The sequence below is a fragment of the Dehalococcoidia bacterium genome, from assembly GCA_025054935.1.
GTDB lineage: Bacteria > Chloroflexota > Dehalococcoidia > SpSt-223 > SpSt-223 > JANWZD01.
This window is the reverse complement of record JANWZD010000001.1, coordinates 548,777-569,137: the sequence shown is the minus strand read 5'-3', so window position 1 is coordinate 569,137 and position 20,361 is coordinate 548,777. Positions and strand designations below refer to the sequence as shown.

The following is a 20,361-nucleotide window of genomic DNA, read 5'->3' as shown; positions in this document are numbered from 1 at the left end:
CTCAGATCGTCAAGCCGCCATCGACCGGGATGACGGCGCCGTTGATGAAGCTGGCGTCATCGGAAGCAAGAAAGGCGTAGACCGCCGCGATCTCCTCAGGCCTTCCGAGCCGGCGCAGCGGTGTCCGCTCGCGGAAGGCATCGACCACCTTCTCGGGGATCGTGGCGACCATGTCGGTCGCGACGAGGCCGGGCGCGACAGCGTTGACGCGGATGCCGCTCGGCCCAAGTTCGCGCGCAAGGGTTTTGGTCATCGCAATCACTCCGGCCTTCGTGGCGGCGTAGTTTGCCTGGCCGAAGTTTCCCGCGCTCGCGACGATCGAGCTGGCATTGATGATGGCGCCGGATCCCTGCGCGATCATGTGCGGGGCAACTGCGCGGCAGCAGAGCCAGACGCCTTTGAGGTTGACCTTCACGACGGCGTCGAACTGATCTTCTGTCATCTTGATGGCGCGGGCGTCGCGGGTGATGCCGGCGTTGTTAATCAAGATGTCAATCCGTCGGCAGCGCTCGATGACGGCTGCGACGCAGGATTCGACGGAAGCCGCTTCTCCCACATCGAGAGGGAGCGCGAACGCGCTGCTGCCGAGTGCAGCGGCGACTTGCTCTGCCTTGGCATAGTTGATGTCGGCGACGACTACGGTCGCGCCTTCGCGAGCGAAGCGCTCTGCAGTCGCGCGCCCGATCCCTTGGCCGGCACCCGTGATGAGTGCGACCTTGTCCTGTAGACGCATGAACGAGGCTCTCCTTGGGCCGGCGCAGTCCCGGCGACGAGATACAGTGTGGGCGCGAGCTAGTCGGAGCGGGGAGCAAGCCACTCATCAATCTGAGGCCAAGTGCGTTTGCGGGCGTTGCTCCCAGCCATGATCCCGATATGCCCGCCCTGAACGGCGAGCAGCTTTTTGTCGGTGCTGCCGACCCGCTCCATGATCGAGAGCGACTGGGCGTTCGGCACGATATGGTCGGCGGTCGCGATGACGTTGAGCAGGGGCACCGTGATCTTCGAGACGTCCACCGTCTGCCCTTTCATCTGGAGCGTGCCGTTCATCAACCGGTTCTCGCGGTAAAACCAGACGACCCACTCTCGGAATGCGGCGCCGGCGAAGGGGGTGAGGTCGGTCACCCAGGCATTCATCGCCTGCCACGACTCAACAGCGCTCGGATTGTCGAGGTTTTCCCAGAGCCGGACGTAGTTTCCGACGAAATTCTCGTACGGCTTGAGCATCTTATTGCCCCAGTCGATCATCTCGCCGGGCATGTTATCGACTGCACTCAGCAAGCCGTCGATGTCGAAATATTCGCTGTCGAGCCAGATGCTGTAGGGCACTGCGGACCGGTCTGAGAAGTCGAGCGGGGCGGTCAGGAGAATAAGGTTTTTCAGTCCCTCGTGCTGGCGGAGCGCCGCGTAAATGGTGACGAGAGTGGCGCCGATGCACCACCCGAGCAGCGTGAACTCTTTCGAGCCGGAATGCGCCTTCAGCTTGCGGATCGCGCGCGGCAAGAGATCGAGCGCATAGTCCTCGAGGCGCAGGTCTTTATCTTCGGGCCCAGCGGTGCCCCAGTCGAGAAGGTAGACGTTGTAGCCCTGCTGGAGCATGAACTCAACAAAGCTGTTTCCCGGCCGGAGGTCGAAGATATACGGCCGGTTGATCAGCGCGAAGACGAGCAGCAGGGGGACACGGTGGCGCTTCTCCGCGGGTGCCTGCGGGTAGTAGTGATAGAGCGTCGTCTTATTCAGCCGCCAGATCGCCTCTTTCGGCGTCTGCGCGATCTTGGGGCGGAGCTTCCCTGTCGCCAACTGCGCGCCCCGCTCCATCCCGCGGGCAAGCCGTTCGATCTCGGCGCGGAACCGTTCGAGCGCTTCAGCGCTGAACGGAGGCTGTGGGTTGATGGTCATTCGCCGGTCTCCTTCGCTGATCGCCGTGCCGATCGGCGGGGCGGCGAGGACGGCTGCTCCTCCGGCGCTGCGCCGGGCTGGGCGGTGAGCAGACGCGCAAGCGCCGCGTCGAGGTTGTCGAGCTTCGCCTCAAGCTCGTCCAACCGCGCATCAAGGTCGTCGAGCCGCGTCTCAACGTTGGTGAGCCGCCGCGCCACGCCCAAGACATCTTCTCGGCTCGGCATGTTCAGCTGCGCGAGCGTTGCCTCCATATACTCCCCGATCGCCTTCTGAAGCGGCGCTGCGGTCGCGAGGTAGGCATCGATCGAGGCGCCGAGCGTGCGCGCAAACGCTTCGCTTCCGACGAGCTCGGTCATCGCCTTCGCCCAGCGCTCGGTTGCGGCGTCGCGCATGGCGCGCCACGCCTGCAGCGGATCGGGAGGGGGAGAAGAAGTGTCGGCCACGCCGTGCCTCCTTCGTGATCGGCGCTCCGCAAAGTACGGGTCATCTTGATTCTACCCGGCAAGCACGTCGCGCACGACCCTGCGCGCTCGCAGCGCCGGTGCCGGTTGCGGCCCGACGCGCTCGTCTCATCTTCGCGCTCTGCTTCATCATACCGCACGCAGGGGGCGCCGCTTCCCGCAGCCGGCCAAGAGAAGGGAACCATGATCGCGGTCGTCGCACGCGAACTCGGGGTCATCGCCGCGAGCTGGCCGCTCGCCTTCGGTCTGCTTGTCATTGTCGTCGAGCTTGCGCGCGGCCGAGCCGACCTCCGCCTCATCGGCTCGGCGCTGCTCCTCGGCCTCCTGTTCTCTGCCAGCGGCGCGGTCATCGGTGATGTCGGCACGACGCTCCGCCGCGTGCGTGCCCGTTCTCGGGCCGACTGGGTCGCCGCTTGGACAACCGACCTCGCCGCGATCGTCGTTGCGGTTGCGGTCATGGCGCTCACCCCTTGGAACACGCTGCCGGCGCTCGCCCTTGCGGGGAGCGCGCTGTTCCTCGGCGTCGCCACGCTGCCGCTGGCGCTGCGGCCACGCCGCGCGCGTGACACGCTCCTCGTCATGAGCGCCATCGCGCTGCTGGCCCTCTGCGGCGGCATCGTCATTGGGGCAGGAACGCTCGCCGCAGTTGCCCGGGCGGGGCCCAGCGTAGTTTCGACCGACCTCCCGAAACCTCCATCCCGCTGAGGCGCTATTACAAAGCGGACGCAAAACCTCACGCCCTTGCGTCGGGTAGGCTACACTTTCCCTACGCCGCGCCCGCTTCGGAGGGAAAATGGTCGCCCTCGCCTCTTCGCCAAGTCGTCGTCTCGACCCCGAGCGAGAACGGCTGCTTCTCTTCGTCGGCGTGCTGCGAGCGCGGCTGTGGGGCAAGCGGGCCCTCGAGCGCGCGCTGCGCACGGTCGCGGCAGTGGCGGGGCTGCTGCTGATCGCGCGCTGGTTCGCTTCCCTCGGCGCGTTCGGCGCGGCCGATGCGCTTCTGCTCCTTGCAGGCATGACGGCTGTCGGCGGCGTTATCGCTGCCGTTCGGAGCCGTCCTTCCCCTGCCGATGCTGCGCGCGCGGCAGACCGCTCGTTGAAGCTGCAAGAGCGGCTCGGGACGGCGCTCGAACTCGTGGAGGGGGCACACCGCGGAGAGTTGGCGGAGCTTCAGATCGCCGACACGGGCGCGCTGCTTGCCAATCGGCGTCCAGCAGAGGCGGTCGGCCCGCTCGTCTCCCGGCGCGATCTCGCCGTTGCCGTCGCTGCGGTGCTCGTAGCGCTGGTCACGTGGGTGACGCTGCCCGACCTCTCCGCCCTCGTCCGCGCTCCCTTCGGGGGCGGAGCCGGGCCCGAGCCGGCGGCAGCGCCGGTCACCAGCGACCTCCGCGAGAACAATGTCAACGACATCCTCGGCAGCATCGAGGAGACCCGCCGGCGCGCCCAAGAGCGCCAGATCGACCCGGCCGAGGCGCAGCGGCAACTGAACGAGGCGGCTGCCCGCCTGAACGCTCGCATCGAGGCGAGCACTCGCCAGCAGCAGAACTTGCAGGCGCTCGCCGACCAGCTGCGCCAAACCACGACGGCCCAGGATGTTGCCGGAGCGATCGATCGGGGCGAGTATAGCCTTGCGGGCGACCTGCTCAACCAGTTGGCGCGCGAATCCGACCAGCTTTCGCCGCAGGCACGGCGCGAGTTGGCCCAAGCCCTTGAGCGAGCGGCGCAGCAGACCCAGCAGAACCCTGCCCTGCGCGACGCTCTCCGTCGCGCTGCGCAAGCGTTGAACCGCGGGGACTATCAGGAGATCGACCGCGCCATGCGCAACCTCAGCGATCAGGTGGGGATGGCCGGCCGGGACGTCGTGTCGCAAAGTGAGCTCGGCCGGGCGCAAAGCCGGCTCGACCAAGCGCGTCGGGAGCTTGGGCTGAACGACAGCCAAGCGGGTGGCGACCGCGGGGGAATGGAGGCCCAAGGAGGGCAGCTCTCCGCCAGCGGGCAGCAGTCGGGCGACTCCTCGGCGCGCGGGTCCCAACCCGGAACGATGCCCGGCCAGAACCGCCCCGGCTCCGGAGGCCAAGAAGCGCTCCCGGGGCAGCGGGCACCCCAGCAGCAAGGGGTCGGCAACCAGCGCTCGGGCGAACTGCCGCAGTTTGAGGGGAGAAGCGACGACCGGCTTGGCGTCAGCGGGCGGCTGCTGCAGCTCGAGTCGCCGGACGCGGGAGGCGAGCTTCGGCCGTCGGACGGCGAGGGCGAGCAGCGAGGCAGTATTCTCACCACGGTTCGCCCGGCGGCGGGGGTTGGGGTGGCGCAGCCGACCGAGCCGGTGGTCAGTCCGGCGGATACAACGCTCGTCTCTCCGGAGCGCCGCGTTTCGGTGCGCTCCTACTTCACTTCAGTGGGCCGGTGACCACTCCAGCGCCGACCGTTCGGCGGTCCGACAGCGTCGACAGCCAGCGGACGCTGCTGGGCGACGAGGGGTTTCTGCGCTCGCTCGAGCAGCTTGCCCTCCTTGTTCGCCGCGTCGCTCGGCCCGGCCTGAGCGGGGAACACCGCGGCCTGACCCGCTCGAACTCCGTCGAGTTCGCCGATTATCGGCCCTACGCTCCCGGCGATGATTTTCGCCGCATCGACTGGAACCTCTATGGGCGAATGGATGCCCTCTTTGTGCGGCTGTCGGAAGCGCGGGAAGATGTCGACGTCCACCTCCTCCTCGATGCCAGCCGCTCGATGGAGTACGGCCAGCCGAACAAGCTGGGGTATGCCAAGCGGCTCGTGGCAGCGCTCGGCTACATTGCGCTCAGCCGCCTCGATCGCGTCTCGCTCAGCGCGCTGACGTATGACGTGGTCGAGCGTGCTGGTCCGCTCCGCGGCAAGGACCGCATTCATCGTCTCCTCAGCTTCCTCGATGCGATGAACGCGGCCGGAACGACTGACTTGAACGCTGCGCTCCGTCGCTACGCTCAGCTCGGCCAGCCGCATGGGGTCGCCATTCTCGTTTCGGACTTGCTCTCCCCATCCGGCTTTCGCGCCGGCATTGAGCGGCTGCGCGCCGACCGGGTGGAGGTCATCGTCCTGCAGGTGCTCGCGCCCCAAGAACTCCAGCCAACGCCGACAGGTGATGTCGAACTTATCGACCGGGAGACCGGAGAGATCGTCGAGGTAACGCTGAGCGAGGCGGTGGTGCGCGAATACCAGCGCCGGCTGGCAGCGTGGACCGCGGAGATAGCGCAGGTCTGTGCTGAACTCGGCGTCTCCTTCTCCCAGGTGAGCACCGCAACGCCGCTCGAGACCCTAGTCGTCACCGAGCTCCGGAAGCGGAGGATCCTCCTGTGACGCTGCTCGCGCCGGCGCTGCTCGCCTTTCTTGGGCTCATCCCGCTCATCATCCTCCTCTACCTGATCCGGGCCCACCGTCGGCGCGAACCGGTCAGCAGCGTTCTGCTCTGGCGGAACTTGGCGCAAGACCTCGAGATGCGGACGCGCCTTCGCCGGCCGCCCCTCACGGTCCTGCTTCTGCTCCAGCTGCTGATCGTGCTGGTTGGGACGCTCGCCCTCGCGCGGCCGTTCTGGGAGAGGACAACGCCTCCTTCCCGCCTCCTCGTTTTGGTCGTCGACGCCTCGGCCTCGATGAACGCCACCGATGGAGCCCCCTCTCGGCTTGCCGAAGCAAAGGCCCGCGCCCGCGAGCGCGCCGCCAGCGCCGGCCCGGAAACGATGATCGCGGTCATTCGCGCCGGCCCGCGGGCGTCGCTTGAAGTGATGACGCGGGAGTCCGGCGCGGCTCAGGCAGCGATCGAGGCGATCCCGCCGTCGGATGGCGCTGCTGACCTGCGCACGGCGTGGCTCCTCGCGGGCGCGATTGCCGCCTCGTGGCCGGCCGCCACGGCATCGGTCGTCCTGTTCAGCGATGGCGCCTTTTCCGGTCCGCTGCCCGCGATCCCGGCCTCAAGCTCGGTTGTCCTCGTCGGGAGCAGCGGCGAGAACCAGGCGATCGTCCAGATCGGCGTCCGCCGGCCGCTGGGCGGCGCTGCCCGCTCGGCGGTCTTCGTCCGCGTGGCGAACTTCGCTTCTCGTCCGGTGGAGCGAACGGTTCGGGCCGTCGGCGATGGACTCCTCGTCCGGGAGCAGGTCGTTCGTCTTGGCGCCCGCGGAACGGTAGACCTCATCTTTGATCCTCCCGTCGGTACGCGCGTTTTCAGCGTTCAGCTGCTGGGGAGCGATCTTCTCGCCGCTGATGACCGGGCGGAGGTGGTGATTGCCCAGCCCGGCGAGTACGAGGCGCTTCTAGTCTCGGCTGCGCCCGAACTGATGCGGCGGGCGCTGCGCGCGCTTCCGCAGTTGACGCTGCGGGAACGCGCCCCAGACCAGTACAGCGGGCCCGGCAACGCGGCGATCGTCGTCTTCGACGGCTACCTCCCGCCGGCTTTGCCTGCGACGCCCGTGCTGATTGTCAACCCGCCGGTTGGCTCGTGGCTTGCCGAGGCGCGCTTCAGTTCCCCATCTTTCGCGGTCGGCGTCGACCCTGCGAGTGCCATCGTGGCGGGAGTTGACTTGGGTCCTGCGGAATTCGGCCGCGTAGCGCAGCTTACCGTTCCGCCGTGGGCGGCGCCAGTGGTGCGAGGGATGGACGGTCCGCTCATCTTGGAAGGCGAACGGGAGGGACGGCGCGTCGTCATCCTCGGGTTTGACCCGGCAGCGTCGAACTTGCCCAAGCTGGTCGCCTTTCCGGCGCTGATTGCGAATGCGGTCGATTGGCTGCTCTCGGCGCCTGCCGAATCGGTGGAGCCGGGGACAGCCGTCCGGCTGCCGAGCGGCTTGCAGGGCGACCTTGTCGGTCCGGATGGCCGTCGCCAGCCGGCCGCCGATCTCGCGCTCACCGACGCGACGGAACGCGCCGGGCTCTATCAGCTCCGCCGACTCGGCGCGGATCCTCTCGCGCTGTTCGCAGTCAATGTCGCCAGCGAGAGTGAGTCCGACATCGCGCCGCGCCAAGTGAGCGTGGAGCCGCCGCTGCCGTCGGCCGCGCTCCCCGTTGGCCGCCTCAGCGAAGAGGGGATTGAGTTCTGGCCGTATCTTGTTGCCGGCGTCCTCTTCCTCCTCCTCGTTGAATGGGCGCTCTATCTCCGGAGGCGAGCGACATGACGGTTGGTCCTCTCCAGGTCGGCGCTCCGTGGGCGCTGCTGCTCCTGCTCGCGCTGGTGCCGATGATCTGGCTGGGCTACCGGCGGCTCACGTTCACCTCAGTCGGGCGCCGCTTTCTGGTGCTGGCGCTGCGCTCAGTCGTGGTGGCGCTGGTTGTTCTCGCGCTGGCAGACCTGCAGTGGCGTGCGCCGGGGGGACCGAAAGCGACGATTTTTCTCATCGATAGCTCCGCCTCGACAGCAGGGTTCCAAGCGGCGGCGTCGGCATGGGTGCGCCAAGCGCTCGAACGGATGGGACCAGAGGACCAAGCGGGCGTTGTCGCTTTCGGCCGCGAGCCGGTTGTTCTCCAGCCGCTCGGCAAGGCGCGCGATTTCCGCGTTGCCGCCCTCCCGCGCGACGACCGGACCGACCTCGCGGCCGCGCTGCGCCTCGGGCAAGCGATGCTCCCCGCGGGCGGCGTTCGCCGGCTGGTTGTGCTTTCCGACGGCTGGGAGAACCTCGGCTCGGCCGAGCAAGTGATGGCCGGGCTGGCAGCGAACGGCATCGTTGTTGATGTAGTCAAGCCGACGCTCCCCGCAAGCGGGCTTGTGATCCGCCAAGTTGAAGCCCCCGCGCTGCTGCGGGAGGGGGATCCGTTCGATGTCTCGGTCCAGATTGAGTCGGCGGCGGCGGGCGATGGCCGGCTTGCGCTCTTGCTCGATGGCCGCCTTGTCGCTGATCAGCCAGTGCGGCTCCGCGCTGGAACGACGCAGTATGTCATTCCCCTTGTCGCAGAAGGGCTCGGTTTCCACCGCCTTGAGGCGCGGGTTTCCCAGGGGGCAGCCCAAGCGCTCGCGGCGGCAGGGTTCTATGCGGTCAAGCCGCCAGGGAGTGTCCTCCTCTACGAAGACCGGCCCGGCGAGGCGGCGCGGCTGAACGAAATGCTGCGGGCGGACGGACTGCAGACCGAGGTGCGCCTTTCGACGACGGTGCCGCCGAACGTTGCTCCCCTCCGCCAGTTCGACGCGATCGCGCTCGTCAACGTCGCGGCGACTTCCCTGACGCTCGACCAGCAACGGACGATCCAAGCGTTCGTGCGCGACCTCGGCAAGGGTCTTGTCATTGTGGGCGGCCCCAATAGCTTTGCCCTCGGGGACTATGGGTCGCACCTGCTGGGCGAACTGCTCCCGATGCACGCCGACATCCCTCCGAAGCCGGAAGAAGGCACCTTTGGGCTGGCACTGGTTATCGATAAGTCGGGCAGTATGGACTTGCGGAGTGACGGCGTCACCAAGATGCAGATGGCTAAAGAAGCGGCCCTGCTTGCGGTCGATATGCTCCGCGATGACGACATCATCGCGATCGTCGTCTTCGACTCCAACCACCGCTGGCTTGTGCCGCCGCAGCGGGTGTCCGACAACCGGGGGGTGCCCGCGATCCAGGCGCGCATCACCAGCATCCAAGCAGATGGCGGGACCGAGATCTTCCCCGCGCTTGAACGCGCCGTTCACGGCATTCGCGCTACCGAGGCGCGCTACAAGCATGTGCTGCTGCTCTCGGATGGGCAGGCGCCTTCGGGCGACTACGACCGGCTGCTGCGCGAGGCGCGGGCGGCGAAGATCACGATCTCTGCCGTTGCTGTCGGCGCGGACTCCGATACCGAACTGATGAGCCGCCTTGGTCGGGAGGGCGGCGGCCGGTATTACTTCACCGAGCGCGTGCGCGACATCCCTCGGATTGTCGCGAAGGAGACGTCGATCGCCATGGGCGCGACGACCGCCCAAGGACGAATCCAGCCGCAGTATGTCGCTCCGAGCCCGGCGCTCCGGTCGTTTGTGCCTGCTCAGCTGCCGACGCTCGCGACCTACGCGGTGACAACGCCGCGCGATGCCGCAGAGACGGTGCTCATCTCGCCCTCCGGCGACCCGCTGCTTGCGCATTGGCAGTATGGCAACGGCCGAACTATCGCTTGGACATCCGGGCTGCAGGACGACTGGGCAGGCGAGTTTGCGACGTGGCCAGAACGAGCGCGCTTCTGGGGCCAGATTGTGCGCTACGCGATGGGGGTGCCCGCGGAGCTCGGGGTGAGCGTGCGCGCGGAGACCGAAGCGCTGCACGTCACGCTGACGGTGGATGCGCTCACCGACGATGGCCAGTTCGTCGACCTCGCTGATGTCGAGGCGACCGTCATCGCCCCCTCGGGAACGGCTCGTCTCTTCCTGCTGCGGCAGGAGGCGCCGGGGCGGTATCGGGTCCAGTTCACCGCTGAGGAAGCGGGCGCCCATGAGGTGCGCGTCCGCATTGCCCGCGCCGGCCTGCCCGAGCGGAATGAACTCGCCGGCTTTGTTGCGGTCGCGGACCCCGAGGCCCGCTCGCTCGCGCCGAATGATCGCCTGCTGAACCGGCTGAGCGGCGTGACCGGAGGCCGGCAGATTGCGGACCCCGCGATGGCGTTTGCCGACACCGGGCGCCCGCCCGGGCTGCGGTGGATGCCGCTCTGGCCGTGGCTGCTCGGGGGTGCGCTCGTCCTCTTCGTCTTCGACATCGCCGCCCGGCGGCTCCGCGGGATTGGGCTGCCTCGCGGCCGCGCCCGGAAATAACGACGGGGCGGCAGTATCGCCGCCCCGTCGGGAAAGGGGGAGGAGGGGGAAACGCGCGCCAGCTCGGCTGGCGTCTGAGAACTAGCTTTCCGCCTGCTTCTGGGATGCCTCCGCAGCGGCCGACATCTGCGAGGTAACATAGGCCTGGACAGTGTTCGCGTATCCCTGCCAGACCTGCATCATCTCCTTCGCGAGGCGCTGCTGGGTTCGGACCGCATCCTCGATCGCCTGCTCGGCAGAGGCGCGCAGGCTGCGGCTGTAATCCCAGTTCTTGAGCGCAACGTCGAACGCCATGTCGGTCGTCGTGAAGACGAGGTCGTTCCACGCCCGTGCCGAACGGATGGCCCACTCGGTCGCGAGTTCGATTTGCTTCTGGGCTTGCTGTTGGGCTCGGGTTGCTTCAGTTGTCATCGTGGTGCTCCAATGGTTGCGCCGGTGAATGCCGGCTGGTGTAGTGCTTCGACAGCCTCATGGTAGAGGAACCAGTTACAGGCGAGTTTCACCCCGTCGTGCTCAGCCGGACGGCCATCCCCCGCTGGCGCGAGCGATGGCTGCGTCGTCCCCGCCTCGACCAGCTGCTCGCGGTCGCAGGGGAGGTCCGGCTCACTGTTCTGGTCGCTCCCGCAGGCTATGGGAAGACCATCGCCCTCGCCGGCCTGGCTGAGCGGGGCGGCTGGCCAGTGGTCTGGTGCCGGGCGGCTGCAGAGCCAGCCGAGACGTTGCTCGCTCACCTCGCCCAAGCATTCGCCGCGCTTGTGCCGAGCGCCGCAGAAGCGCGCTCTCCGTCTGCTCTCGCCAACGCGCTTGCCCGTGCGCTGGAGGACGAGACGCTCCTCATCCTCGATGACGCTCATCTGCTCAGCGCTGCCGCCGCACGGCTCGTCGAGGAACTCATCGCGTGGCTGCCGGAGCAGGTCCATTTCATCCTCGCTGCTCGCCGCTGGCCGCTTCCTGCCGCAGGAGCGTCTCTCCTTGCGCGCGGCGATGCGGTCCGGATTGGTCCGGCTGACCTCGCGTTTACTGACGAGGAAGCCCGGCAGCTGCGCGCCCTCTGTCGCCAGCAGCTGACTGGCGGAGCCGCGCTGGAGGCGGCGGAAGGATGGCCGATTGCCGTTGACCTTGCGCTCAGGAGCAGCTCGCGCGAGGAAGCGGAGGCGCTGCTGGCCGCTTATGTCGAGCGCGAGATCGTGGCGCCTCTTGACGAGGCCGACCGGCGGGCGCTCTTTGCCCTTGCTGCGGTCGACGAGCCGAGCGCGCTTCCGGCCGTTTCGGCAGTGCTCGGCCGAGCCCTCGAGGAGACGACGCTCGATTCTCTCGGGGCGCCGCGCACGGGGCCGCTGCTTCTTCCGATTGTGCGTCAGGCGGTCCGTGACCTTGCCCGTCGGGAGAGGGGATGGTGGCAGCAGTGCAATCGGGCGGTTGCGGAGCGGCTGGGCGACAACCCGGCGGCCCTCGGCCACTGGCTGCTCGCTGAGGATGCAGAGACGGCGCGTGCGCTCTTCGATCGCTGCGCGGAGGCGTGGCTCGCGCTCGACCCCGCGGCAGTTGCCGGCTGGTTCGAGCGGCTGTACGGAGAAGACGCCCCCGCGCGGGCGGCGCTCGCCGCAGCGCGGGCGCATCGCGCGGCAGGAAGGATTCCTCGAGCGCGGGCGCTTGCGAAGCGAGCGTGCGCGGCAGCGGCGGATGACGCCGCAATGGCAGTGAGCGCGCTTCATCTGCTCGCCTCCCTTGCGCTCGATACGGTCGAGCCGAACCAGGCACGAGCAGCCCTGCGCGCCGCTCGCCGCCTCTTGTCGCGGGACGATCCGCGGTGGGCGGAGCATCTCGACCTCGTCGCGCAGCATTGGATCGACGTGGGAAGGCCGAGGCAGGCGCTGCGGGTGCTTGCCGCGAAACGGTCGCTCGGCGCCGCGCCGATGGAGGAGGCGCCGCCGCGGCTTCTGCTGCGGACTGGGCGGCTCGCAGAAGCGCGGGCGAATGTCGAGCGCGAGATCGAGATCGGCTCACCGGGCGGTGTGCCGGCGGCTCACCGCGAGCCGGCGCTCCTCCTCGCCTACCTCGATGCCGCGATGGGCAGCGGCGCGCGCGCCCTCGCGATGGCCCAGCGCGGGATCCTCGAGGCCCAGCGCGCCGGCCATCTCTTGACCGAAGCGGTGTCATGGATCCGGCTCGGTCATGCCTATCAGGTCGCCGCCCCGCTCGATCCGGCGGCCGCGATCCGCGCCTACGAGACCGCGATCGCCGTCGCCCGCGCCGCGGGCATTCAGCGAACCGAGGCCGAAGCGTATCTCGGGCTTCTCGCAGCGCATGGGCACGCCGGAGAGCTTGGGGACGCCGACGGCGCATTTGAACGGGCGACGGCGATCGCTGCCCGCGCTGGCGATCGCTGGCTCAGAGCGTGGGCGCTGGTGGCGAGGGCGGCCGTTGCCGTTGCGAACGAAGCGGCAGACAGCGCAGACGCGCTCGAGCGGGCAGAGCGCGCAGCGCGTCAGGTAGAAGACGCTTTCGGGCTCGCGGTTGTCGCGCTCTGGCGCGCTATCTTCGCTCTCCAGCGCGGCGAGGAGGCACAGGAGCCGATCGAAGCGCTGCTCGAACTTGTCACCCGCCTAGGAGTCCGGGGTCTGCTCGCGGGCCCGAGCCTCTACGGCCCGCGTGATACGGCGGCGCTGATCCCGGTGCTCCTGAAGGCGCGCGCGACGCGATACGCGGCGCTTGCGGAGGAAATCGTGCGTCAGGCGTTTCCTACCGTCGCCGCCGACCCGACGCTGACCGACTATCACCCCGGCTACACCCTTCGCGTGCAGCTGCTCGGCACCTTCCGAGTGTGGCGCGGCCGGCGCGAAGTTGCCCCCCGTGAGTGGCAGCGCGAAAAGGCCAAGCAGCTTTTCCAGCTGCTTGTTACGTGGCGCGGCCGGTGGCTGCAGCGGGAACAGATTTGCAGTCTGCTCTGGCCGGCGGTCGACCCGGCGGCTGCTGAAGGCCAGTTCAAGGTCGCGCTCAACGCCCTCAACGCGGCGATCGAGCCGCGCCGGCCGGCGCGGGTCCCGCCCTTTTTTATCCGCCGCAATGGGCTGGCGTACGCCTTTGCGCCTACGTCCGGGGTGTGGATCGACGTCGATGAGTTCGATGTTCGCGTCGAGAGCGCGGCGCGCGGGGACGATGCTTTCGCGAAGCGGGCGCTCGAAAGCGCGCTCGCCCTCTATCGCGGCGACTATCTCGTCGAAGCGCTCTACGACCCGTGGACGATTGAAGAGCGCGAGCGCCTCCTTGCGCGCTACCTCAGCGCGGCGGTCGACTTCGGCGCCCGTCTCCTCGCGGATGGCCGCCTCCCCGAGGCGGTGGCGCTCGGCGAGGCAGTGCTTCGGCGTGACCGCGCCTACGAGCGCGCCCATCAGCTGCTGATGCGCGCCCATGCGGCGGCCGGCGACCGCGAGGCGGCGGTCCGGGTGTATCGGCGCTGTCTCCGGGCACTCCGCGAGGAGCTGGGCGCCGACCCGCTGCCGGAGACTGTCGCCCTGTTCGAACGGATCCGTCGGGGATTGCCCGTCAGTTCTTGAACTGCTCGCGAAGCTGCCGCTTGAGCACCTTCTGGGCAGCGTTGCGCGGCAGTTCGTCGACAAACGCCACGCTTTTCGGCTTCTTGAAGCCGGCCAGCTTTCCTTCGGTGAAGGCGATGATCTCCTCTTCGGTCGCCTGCTCGCCGGGACGAAGCACAACAATTGCCTTCAGCGCTTCACCCCAGTAGGGGTCGGGAACCCCGATCACGGCGACATCGGCGATCTTCGGATGGCGGAAGAGCACCTCTTCAATCTCGCGCGGATAGATGTTGGTGCCGCCGGAGACGACCATATCTTTTTTGCGGTCGACGATGTAGATATGGCCTTCGTCATCGCGGACAGCGAGATCGCCGGCGCTGAAAAATTCGCCTCGGAAGGCAGCGGCCGTCTCTTCAGGACGATTGAGATAGCCGTTGAAGAGATACGGGCTCCGCGAGAACAGTTCGCCGACGGTGTTGTTCCCGACCTCGTTGCCGTCGTCGTCGAGGAGGATGACTTCGGTGAGCGGAAAGGGATGCCCAACGCATTGGATCTTCCGAAGCTGATCCTCCGGTCGGAGGGCGGTAACGATGCCTCCCTCGGTTGAGCCGTAGAGCTCAAAAAGGCGCGTGTGCGGCCATTCGGCGACGATCAGTTCCTTTGTCGCTTGGGGCAGCGCGGCGGCGTTCGACATCCAGACGCGGAAGCGGCTGAGGTCGTATTTGTCGCGGGTCGCTTTCGGGAGGCCGAAGATGGCGTGGAACATCGTCGGCACCATAAAGGCGTTGGTGACCCCTTCGGTGGCGATCCGGTGGAGCATTTCTTCTGGACGGAACTGCTTCATCACCGAGAGGGTGCCGCCGAAGTAGACCGTTGCCAAGGAGAACGCCATTCCTGCGCCGTGATAGATCGGCGCGGTGCCAAGCCCGATGTCATCGGGGGAATAGCAGCCGAATTCCGCTGCCATGGCGAAGAAAGTGAGCGCGCGCGAGCGGTGAGAGACAACCGCGCCCTTCGGAAGTCCGGTCGTGCCCGAGGTGTAGTAGATGCAGAAGGGGGTCGTCTCGTCGACCGGAACGTAGGTATCGCTCGTAGAGGCGCTCGCGAGCAGGTCCTCGTAGTTCATCGTGCCGGCGCGAGGAGACGCGCCCAGCCGGACCCAGTGGCGCACATCCTTCGCCTCGGTACGCGCCGCTTCGATCGCGCCGTCGTATTCGTCGGCGAAGATGCACGCGACTGCGCCCGAGTCGTTCAAGTGATAGGCGATCTCTGAGCCAATCAGGCGATAGCTGATCGGCACCATGACAAAGCCGGCGCGGGCGAGCCCAAAGCAGATCTCGATGTATTCCGGGATGTTGGCAAGGACAATCCCGATCCGATCGCCCTGCTGGAGGCCGAGACCTCGGAACGCATTGCCGACCCGGTTCGCGCGCTCGTTCAGCTCGCGAAAGGTGAGGCGCTTCTCGCCTTGGAAGACAGCAACTTTGTTCGGCGTTCGGTAGGCACTGACGCGCAGGCCGTCTGCGATATTGAGCGGCACCGAAACCCACGGTTTCGTCAGTTGGGTCATGCCTTCTCCTCCACACCGAGCGTGCCGGGAAGATGATCGCCGCCAATCGGAAGCCCGCCCGGATGGACAATCCCCGGGCCGCGGCGCGTGATCGCGGGCTCAAGCGAGATCGGGTTGAGCACTGTTCCCGCCTTTGTTCGGTCATCGACCTCGTTCAGGCTGCTGTCGGGATACAGCACCACGCCGAGGACCGCCGCTGCCCGCCGCGCCGCGCGCGTGATGTACGCTTCGGGCGCGACCCGGACGAGCCGGACCCCCTGTTCGGCAGCGCGGCGCACCTCTCGGGAGTCGATGATGCGGCCAAGAATGATGCCCATCTGCGACGGCGGAGCCCCAATGCGCGCTGCCCGTCGGCGCTGGCGGTAGGTGGGCGGGCGGCGCGAGGAGATGAGCGTCGGCGAGGGAGGGGGCGCCACGGGGGAAGGGGCTGCTGCTGCCGGCGGTTCGGCCGGCGTCGCCACCGGGATCCGCTGGACCGGCAGCACCGTCGCCGTTGCCGCGGGCTCGGCAGCAGGCGCGGACGATACCTCGCTCGGGAAGCGGATTGGGGGCGGCGAGGCAGGACGCGGGGTTGGACGCCCGATCTCCTGCACCGGGTCAGTCACGCGGCCGGCGCCGTACTGCTCGATCGGAAGCCGCGGAGGCGGGACGGGAGAAACGGGTCCGCTCTCGCGCGGCTGGCCGCCTGCACTCTGCTCGCGCAGGCGGCGCAGCACCTCGACAGGATTTGGGGCGGGCGCAAGAGGCGGGGGCGGCGGAGCGACACCGTGGGGTGAAGGTGGCGACGGGGAAGGCGCGGCTGGGGAGACCGGCGGCGGGGTGACAGGCGGCGGTGCGGCAGGAGGGGCAACAAGCACGTCGCCATTAGCGCGGACGATCCGCACTCCAAGCCGCTCGGCGAGCGCTCGCGCCTCCGGGCCGACGACGTCGCTTTCTCCGATGCGCAGGGTCCGGTCGGTGCGCCGCGCCGCGCGCTCAACATCGGTCGTGATGATGATGGTCACGGCTTGCTCACTCCCCTTCGGTGCCTGGGGTCGGCGGAAGCTCCCAGAGATCGTAGAGCCGTCGGCAGTTCTCGCGCATCAGCCACGGCATGCTCTCATCCCGGATGCCGATCTCGAGGATCTCTCGCCGCGCGCGCTCGAAGTCAATAATCGGCCAGTCGGTGCCGAAGATCACCTTCTTGCGCCCGCGCGTATTGATGAACTGGATGAACTCGGGTTCCCAGTAGCGGGGCGCATGGGCATCGGTGCCGATATAGACATGTTCATGTTTCCACGCAACCGAGATCGACTCCCCGATATAGGGCCAGCCGGTGTGGATCAAGAACAGTTTCAGTTCGGGCAGCGCGATCGCCACCATGTCAAGCGCCATCGGCCGGGCGACGGTGGGCATCCGCCGCTGCGCGGAATGCCCGACTTGGATCTGAATCGGCACTTCGAGTTCGGCGCATTTGGCGTAGTAGGGGAAATAGAGGGCGTGGTCCGGAGGCATGCCGAACCAATGGGGGTAGAGATGGGCCCCGATGAAGCCATACTCGGTGACGGCGATCTCGAGCTCCTTGACGCCGGCCATCCCGCGGTTCGGGTCGATCCCGGCGATCGGACGGAAGCGGTCGGGGTAGCGCTCGCAGACGTCATACACCCGTTTGTAGGTGATCTCCCATTCGCCGCCCCGCGCTGCTAAGAGAAAGGCGATTTCGATATTGGCGCGGTCCATCATCTCGATCATCTGCTCGATCTCAACGCCGCGCTTGAACTGCTCGTTGAGACGGATGCGCTCCCAAAATTCGTTCAGGTGGTCGGGGAAAACGGCGATGTCCTCGGCGGTCCAGAGGTTGACGACGGGGTCGATCGCCGGCAGAAGAAAACGGCGCCCATCCTCGGACACCGTCATCGGTTGGGTGGGACTCGTGGTTCCGTGCTCCATAACCAATCAGACCAATGTGGGACTCCCGCGAATGCTACGGAAGGCTGGAAAGCGTGTCAAACACGCGGGAAGAGCGCTCAGGAGTGATGCAAATTGCGCCTCAGACTGCTGATCCAGCGCGCTCCTTCCGACGAGATCGCAAGGAGGATCAGCAGCGCGAGCGGCAGGAGGAGAGCGAGCCGTCCTGACGGAGGGCGGGCAAGCCGCAGCCGCCAAGTGAGAATAAACAGGATCATCCGCAGGCCGAGCAGCACCGCCTTGAGCGGGTCGCCGGTGACGGACGATTTGCCGACACGGGCGCGATAGTGAACCGGGATCTCGATATAGCGCAGGCCGCGCGTGACGACGAGCAGCATCATCTCCAGCCCGAAATGCGAGCCGTCGACGGTGAAGCCGTCTTGGATCTTGGCGAGCGCCTCGCGGGTGAGGAGGCGCATCGTGCAGCCGACGTCAGAGAAGTGGGTGGTGTCGAAGAGGATTTCGAACAGCTTGGCGACGGCCCAGTTTCCCCACTTGAGAAACAGCCCCATGTTCGCGCCTTCGCCGATCAGCGAGCTGGTCGTGCGCGTGCCGAAGACGACGTCGAAGTCTTCCGCGTAGGCAAGCAGCTTGCGCACGTCGCGGCCGTCGAAGGTGCCGTCCGGTTCGGCGATGATCAGGTAGTCGCCTGTCGCTTCGCGCAGGCCTCGCTGAATTGCGGCGCCGTATCCTTGCCGCGGTTCGAACACTTCGCGCGCCGCCGTCTTGGCCACTTCCTCGTGCGTGCCGGGAGCGGCGTTGTTGTTGACGACGACAATCTCATCAACGACGCCGGTTGCGAAAAATTCCTCGATGGCGGCGCGGATGGAGTCTTTCTCGTTATACGTCGGAAAGATGACGCTGATTCGCTTACCGTCCCACACCCTTTGCTCCCGCTCAGACGCTGGGCGCAGAGCGATCGTAGCAGACCGGACTGCAGGAGCTTCACTCCTGTCTGCTTGCTTGCTAAGATTGCCGGCAGGGAAGCGGCGGCGATATACTTTTTGCTGCGGCCAAGGCCGGCCGCGATGAACTGTTTCGCGCATGGCGGCGCACCAGCACGACGCGACTAGGTCACACCCGAGGCCGAGCGGGTGGGAGTTCGAGATGGAGCAGTTGCAGGAAGCATGCGCCGTCTTCGGGATTTACGCCCCTGGGGAGGATGTCGCGAGGCTCACCTTTTTTGCGCTATATGCGCTTCAGCATCGGGGGCAAGAGAGTTCCGGCATCGCCGTCATCGACCGCCAGGGCGAGGTGCAGCGGCATGTCGGGATGGGGCTCGTCAACCAAGTGTTTGAAGAGGAGCATCTTGCTCTGCTGCAGGGCGACCTCGCGATCGGCCACAATCGGTATTCGACCACCGGCTCAAGCCGCTTCGTCAACGCGCAGCCGCTCGTCGTCTCCTCACCGCTCGGACCGCTGGCCCTCGCTCACAACGGCAACGTGGTCAATGCGCAGCCGCTCCGCGAGGAGCTGATGGCGCAGGGGGTGACATTCCAAAGCTCGACGGATTCCGAGGTGATCGCTCACCTGATCGCGCAAGCGCCGGGCGTTACCTGGCCAGAGAAGATTCGCCGAGCGATGGCGCGTCTCTCGGGCGCCTACAGCCTGACGCTGCTGACCCGCGAGGCGGTGTATGCCGTGCGCGACCCGCTGGGCGTTCGGCCGCTGTGTCTTGGGCAGCTCGGCAGCGGGTGGGTTGCGGCTTCCGAAAGCTGCGCGCTCGACCATATCGGCGCTACCTTCCTGCGCGAAGTGATGCCCGGAGAGATTGTCCAGCTTGGCGCGTCAGGAATTTGCAGCTTCCTCGGGCGGCTGAACGAGCGCCAGGCGACGTGCATCTTCGAATTCATCTACTTCGCCCGGCCAGACAGCGTGATCGAAGACCGGCTGCTCTATCTCGCGCGCGAGGCGATGGGAGCGGAGCTCGCTGCCGAGCATCCGGTCGAGGCGGACCTCGTGATGGCGATCCCCGACTCGGCGACTGCGGCCGGGATCGGGTATGCGCGGGCATCAGGGATCCCGTTTCGCGAGGGGCTGCTGAAGAACCGCTACGTCGGCCGCACCTTCATCCAGCCGGACCAGCGCATTCGTGATGCTGGGGTCCGCTTGAAGTTCAACCCGCTGCCGCACGTCCTCGAGGGGAAGCGGGTCGTCGTTGTCGACGACAGCATCGTTCGCGGCACGACAACGCCGCATGTGGTGGCGCTGCTGCGTCGTGCCGGCGCGACCGAGGTGCACCTCCGCGTCTGCGCGCCGCCGGTCAAACATCCGTGCTTCTTCGGGGTTGACTTGGCGACGCGCGATCAGCTGATCGCCGCGCACAAGAGCGTTGAGGAGATTCGGCAGTGGATCGGCGCCGATTCGCTCGGCTATCTCAGCATCGCCGGGCTGCACCGGGCGGTCGGGCTGCCCGCGGAGCGGTTCTGCACCGCCTGCTTCACCGGCGACTATCCGATCCCGGTCCAGTTGGAGATGGATAAGCTGGCACTGGAGACCCGCGTGAACGGCCGCGGCGTGCCGATCGTCGCCGTCCGCTCGTGAGCCGGATTGGGGTCCTCGTCTCAGGCCGAGGCTCGAACCTGCAGGCCCTCCTCAATGCCCAAGCGGCCGGCCAGCTCGGCGGCGAGATCGTGGTTGTGATCAGCAACCATGCGGGAGTGCCGGCCTTAGAGCGGGCCGCGGCGGCGGGCGTCCCGACTGTTGTCCATGAGCGGGCGGCTTTTCCCTCCCGGAAAGCGCAGCATCTCGCCATCTGCGAGACCCTTCTCTCCTATGGGGTCGAGATCGTGGTCCTTGCCGGCTTCGACCGGATCCTGCATCCCGAGGTCGTGCGCCAGTTTGCCGGCCGGATCCTCAATGTCCATCCCTCGCTGTTGCCGGCATTTGCTGGAGGGCTCCATGCCCAGGCGGATGCGCTGGAGTATGGCGTTAAGGTCACTGGCTGCACGGTCCATTTCGTGACGGAGGAAGTCGACGCCGGGCCGATCATCCTGCAGGCCGCGGTGCCGGTGTTCGATGACGACACCGTCGAGAGCCTGAGCGCCCGCATTCTCGCGGAGGAGCATCGCTTGCTGCCAGAGGCGGTCCGCCTGCTGGCCGAGGGACGGCTTCGCATCGAGGGGCGGCGCGTCCGGATTGTCGAAAAGGCGTAGCGCTCCCTTTGCGCACAAGACGCGCCCTCCCCTGCGGCAGGCGGCCGCATTGACACCCGCCTCGCCCGATTCCTATCAT

Annotated in this window: 16 protein-coding genes; 8 read left to right on the top strand and 8 right to left on the bottom strand. The window is 67.3% G+C overall.

Annotated features, from left to right (window positions below; translation table 11 throughout):
• Window position 1: 1 nt before the first annotated feature.
• From NZ773_02495 to NZ773_02485, 3 genes are read right to left on the bottom strand one after another with little or no spacing between them, the layout of a single operon-like run.
• On the bottom strand, window positions 2-733 hold the full coding sequence (locus NZ773_02495) for a beta-ketoacyl-ACP reductase (protein MCS6800797.1): 732 nt from the start codon (window positions 731-733) through the stop codon (window positions 2-4).
• Window positions 734-792: 59 nt separating this feature from the next.
• Window positions 793-1,896, bottom strand: coding sequence for an alpha/beta fold hydrolase (locus tag NZ773_02490; protein MCS6800796.1), 1,104 nt, complete (start codon window positions 1,894-1,896; stop codon window positions 793-795).
• Complete coding sequence (locus tag NZ773_02485) at window positions 1,893-2,339, bottom strand: accessory factor UbiK family protein (GenBank protein MCS6800795.1); 447 nt, start codon at window positions 2,337-2,339, stop codon at window positions 1,893-1,895. The genes NZ773_02490 and NZ773_02485 overlap by 4 nt, the downstream gene beginning before the upstream one ends.
• Window positions 2,340-2,540: 201 nt before the next feature.
• Between NZ773_02485 and NZ773_02480 the strand changes: the two genes are divergently transcribed.
• The 5 genes from NZ773_02480 to NZ773_02460 all read left to right on the top strand — a co-directional run bounded on the left by NZ773_02480 (window position 2,541) and on the right by NZ773_02460 (window position 10,074).
• Window positions 2,541-3,062: a hypothetical protein gene (locus NZ773_02480; protein MCS6800794.1), complete on the top strand. Its 522-nt coding sequence runs from the start codon at window positions 2,541-2,543 to the stop codon at window positions 3,060-3,062.
• Window positions 3,063-3,150: 88 nt separating this feature from the next.
• Window positions 3,151-4,761: a hypothetical protein gene (locus NZ773_02475; GenBank protein MCS6800793.1), complete on the top strand. Its 1,611-nt coding sequence runs from the start codon at window positions 3,151-3,153 to the stop codon at window positions 4,759-4,761.
• On the top strand, window positions 4,758-5,687 hold the full coding sequence (locus tag NZ773_02470; protein ID MCS6800792.1) for a DUF58 domain-containing protein: 930 nt from the start codon (window positions 4,758-4,760) through the stop codon (window positions 5,685-5,687). Before NZ773_02475 ends, NZ773_02470 begins: the two co-directional genes overlap by 4 nt.
• A complete protein-coding gene (locus NZ773_02465; GenBank protein ID MCS6800791.1) occupies window positions 5,684-7,495 on the top strand; it encodes a VWA domain-containing protein in 1,812 nt (603 codons plus the stop codon). Before NZ773_02470 ends, NZ773_02465 begins: the two co-directional genes overlap by 4 nt.
• On the top strand, window positions 7,492-10,074 hold the full coding sequence (locus NZ773_02460; GenBank protein MCS6800790.1) for a VWA domain-containing protein: 2,583 nt from the start codon (window positions 7,492-7,494) through the stop codon (window positions 10,072-10,074). Before NZ773_02465 ends, NZ773_02460 begins: the two co-directional genes overlap by 4 nt.
• Before the next feature lie 81 nt (window positions 10,075-10,155).
• Here NZ773_02460 and NZ773_02455 read toward each other — a convergent pair whose 3' ends face one another.
• Window positions 10,156-10,485: a hypothetical protein gene (locus NZ773_02455; GenBank protein MCS6800789.1), complete on the bottom strand. Its 330-nt coding sequence runs from the start codon at window positions 10,483-10,485 to the stop codon at window positions 10,156-10,158.
• Window positions 10,486-10,544: 59 nt separating this feature from the next.
• Between NZ773_02455 and NZ773_02450 the strand changes: the two genes are divergently transcribed.
• Window positions 10,545-13,631, top strand: a complete 3,087-nt coding sequence (locus NZ773_02450; GenBank protein ID MCS6800788.1) for a transcriptional regulator — start codon at window positions 10,545-10,547, stop codon at window positions 13,629-13,631.
• On the opposite strand, the gene NZ773_02445 is transcribed toward NZ773_02450, so the two are convergent.
• The 4 genes from NZ773_02445 to NZ773_02430 all read right to left on the bottom strand — a co-directional run bounded on the left by NZ773_02445 (window position 13,621) and on the right by NZ773_02430 (window position 18,011).
• Complete coding sequence (locus tag NZ773_02445; GenBank protein ID MCS6800787.1) at window positions 13,621-15,180, bottom strand: AMP-binding protein; 1,560 nt, start codon at window positions 15,178-15,180, stop codon at window positions 13,621-13,623. The two genes, NZ773_02450 and NZ773_02445, sit on opposite strands and share 11 nt — an antisense overlap.
• Window positions 15,177-16,184, bottom strand: coding sequence for a hypothetical protein (locus NZ773_02440; GenBank protein MCS6800786.1), 1,008 nt, complete (start codon window positions 16,182-16,184; stop codon window positions 15,177-15,179). The genes NZ773_02445 and NZ773_02440 overlap by 4 nt, the downstream gene beginning before the upstream one ends.
• Window positions 16,185-16,191: 7 nt before the next feature.
• Window positions 16,192-17,076, bottom strand: a complete 885-nt coding sequence (locus NZ773_02435) for an amidohydrolase family protein (GenBank protein MCS6800785.1) — start codon at window positions 17,074-17,076, stop codon at window positions 16,192-16,194.
• A 110-nt stretch (window positions 17,077-17,186) separates the two neighbouring features.
• Window positions 17,187-18,011 carry a glycosyltransferase family 2 protein gene (locus NZ773_02430; protein MCS6800784.1) on the bottom strand — a complete coding sequence of 275 codons (825 nt, stop codon included), beginning with the start codon at window positions 18,009-18,011 and terminating at the stop codon, window positions 17,187-17,189.
• Between the two features lie 232 nt (window positions 18,012-18,243).
• On the opposite strand from NZ773_02430, the gene purF reads away from it, so the two are divergent.
• On the top strand, window positions 18,244-19,671 hold the full coding sequence (gene purF, locus NZ773_02425; GenBank protein MCS6800783.1) for an amidophosphoribosyltransferase: 1,428 nt from the start codon (window positions 18,244-18,246) through the stop codon (window positions 19,669-19,671).
• A complete protein-coding gene (gene purN / locus NZ773_02420; protein ID MCS6800782.1) occupies window positions 19,668-20,282 on the top strand; it encodes a phosphoribosylglycinamide formyltransferase in 615 nt (204 codons plus the stop codon). Before purF ends, purN begins: the two co-directional genes overlap by 4 nt.
• Window positions 20,283-20,361 lie beyond the last annotated feature (79 nt).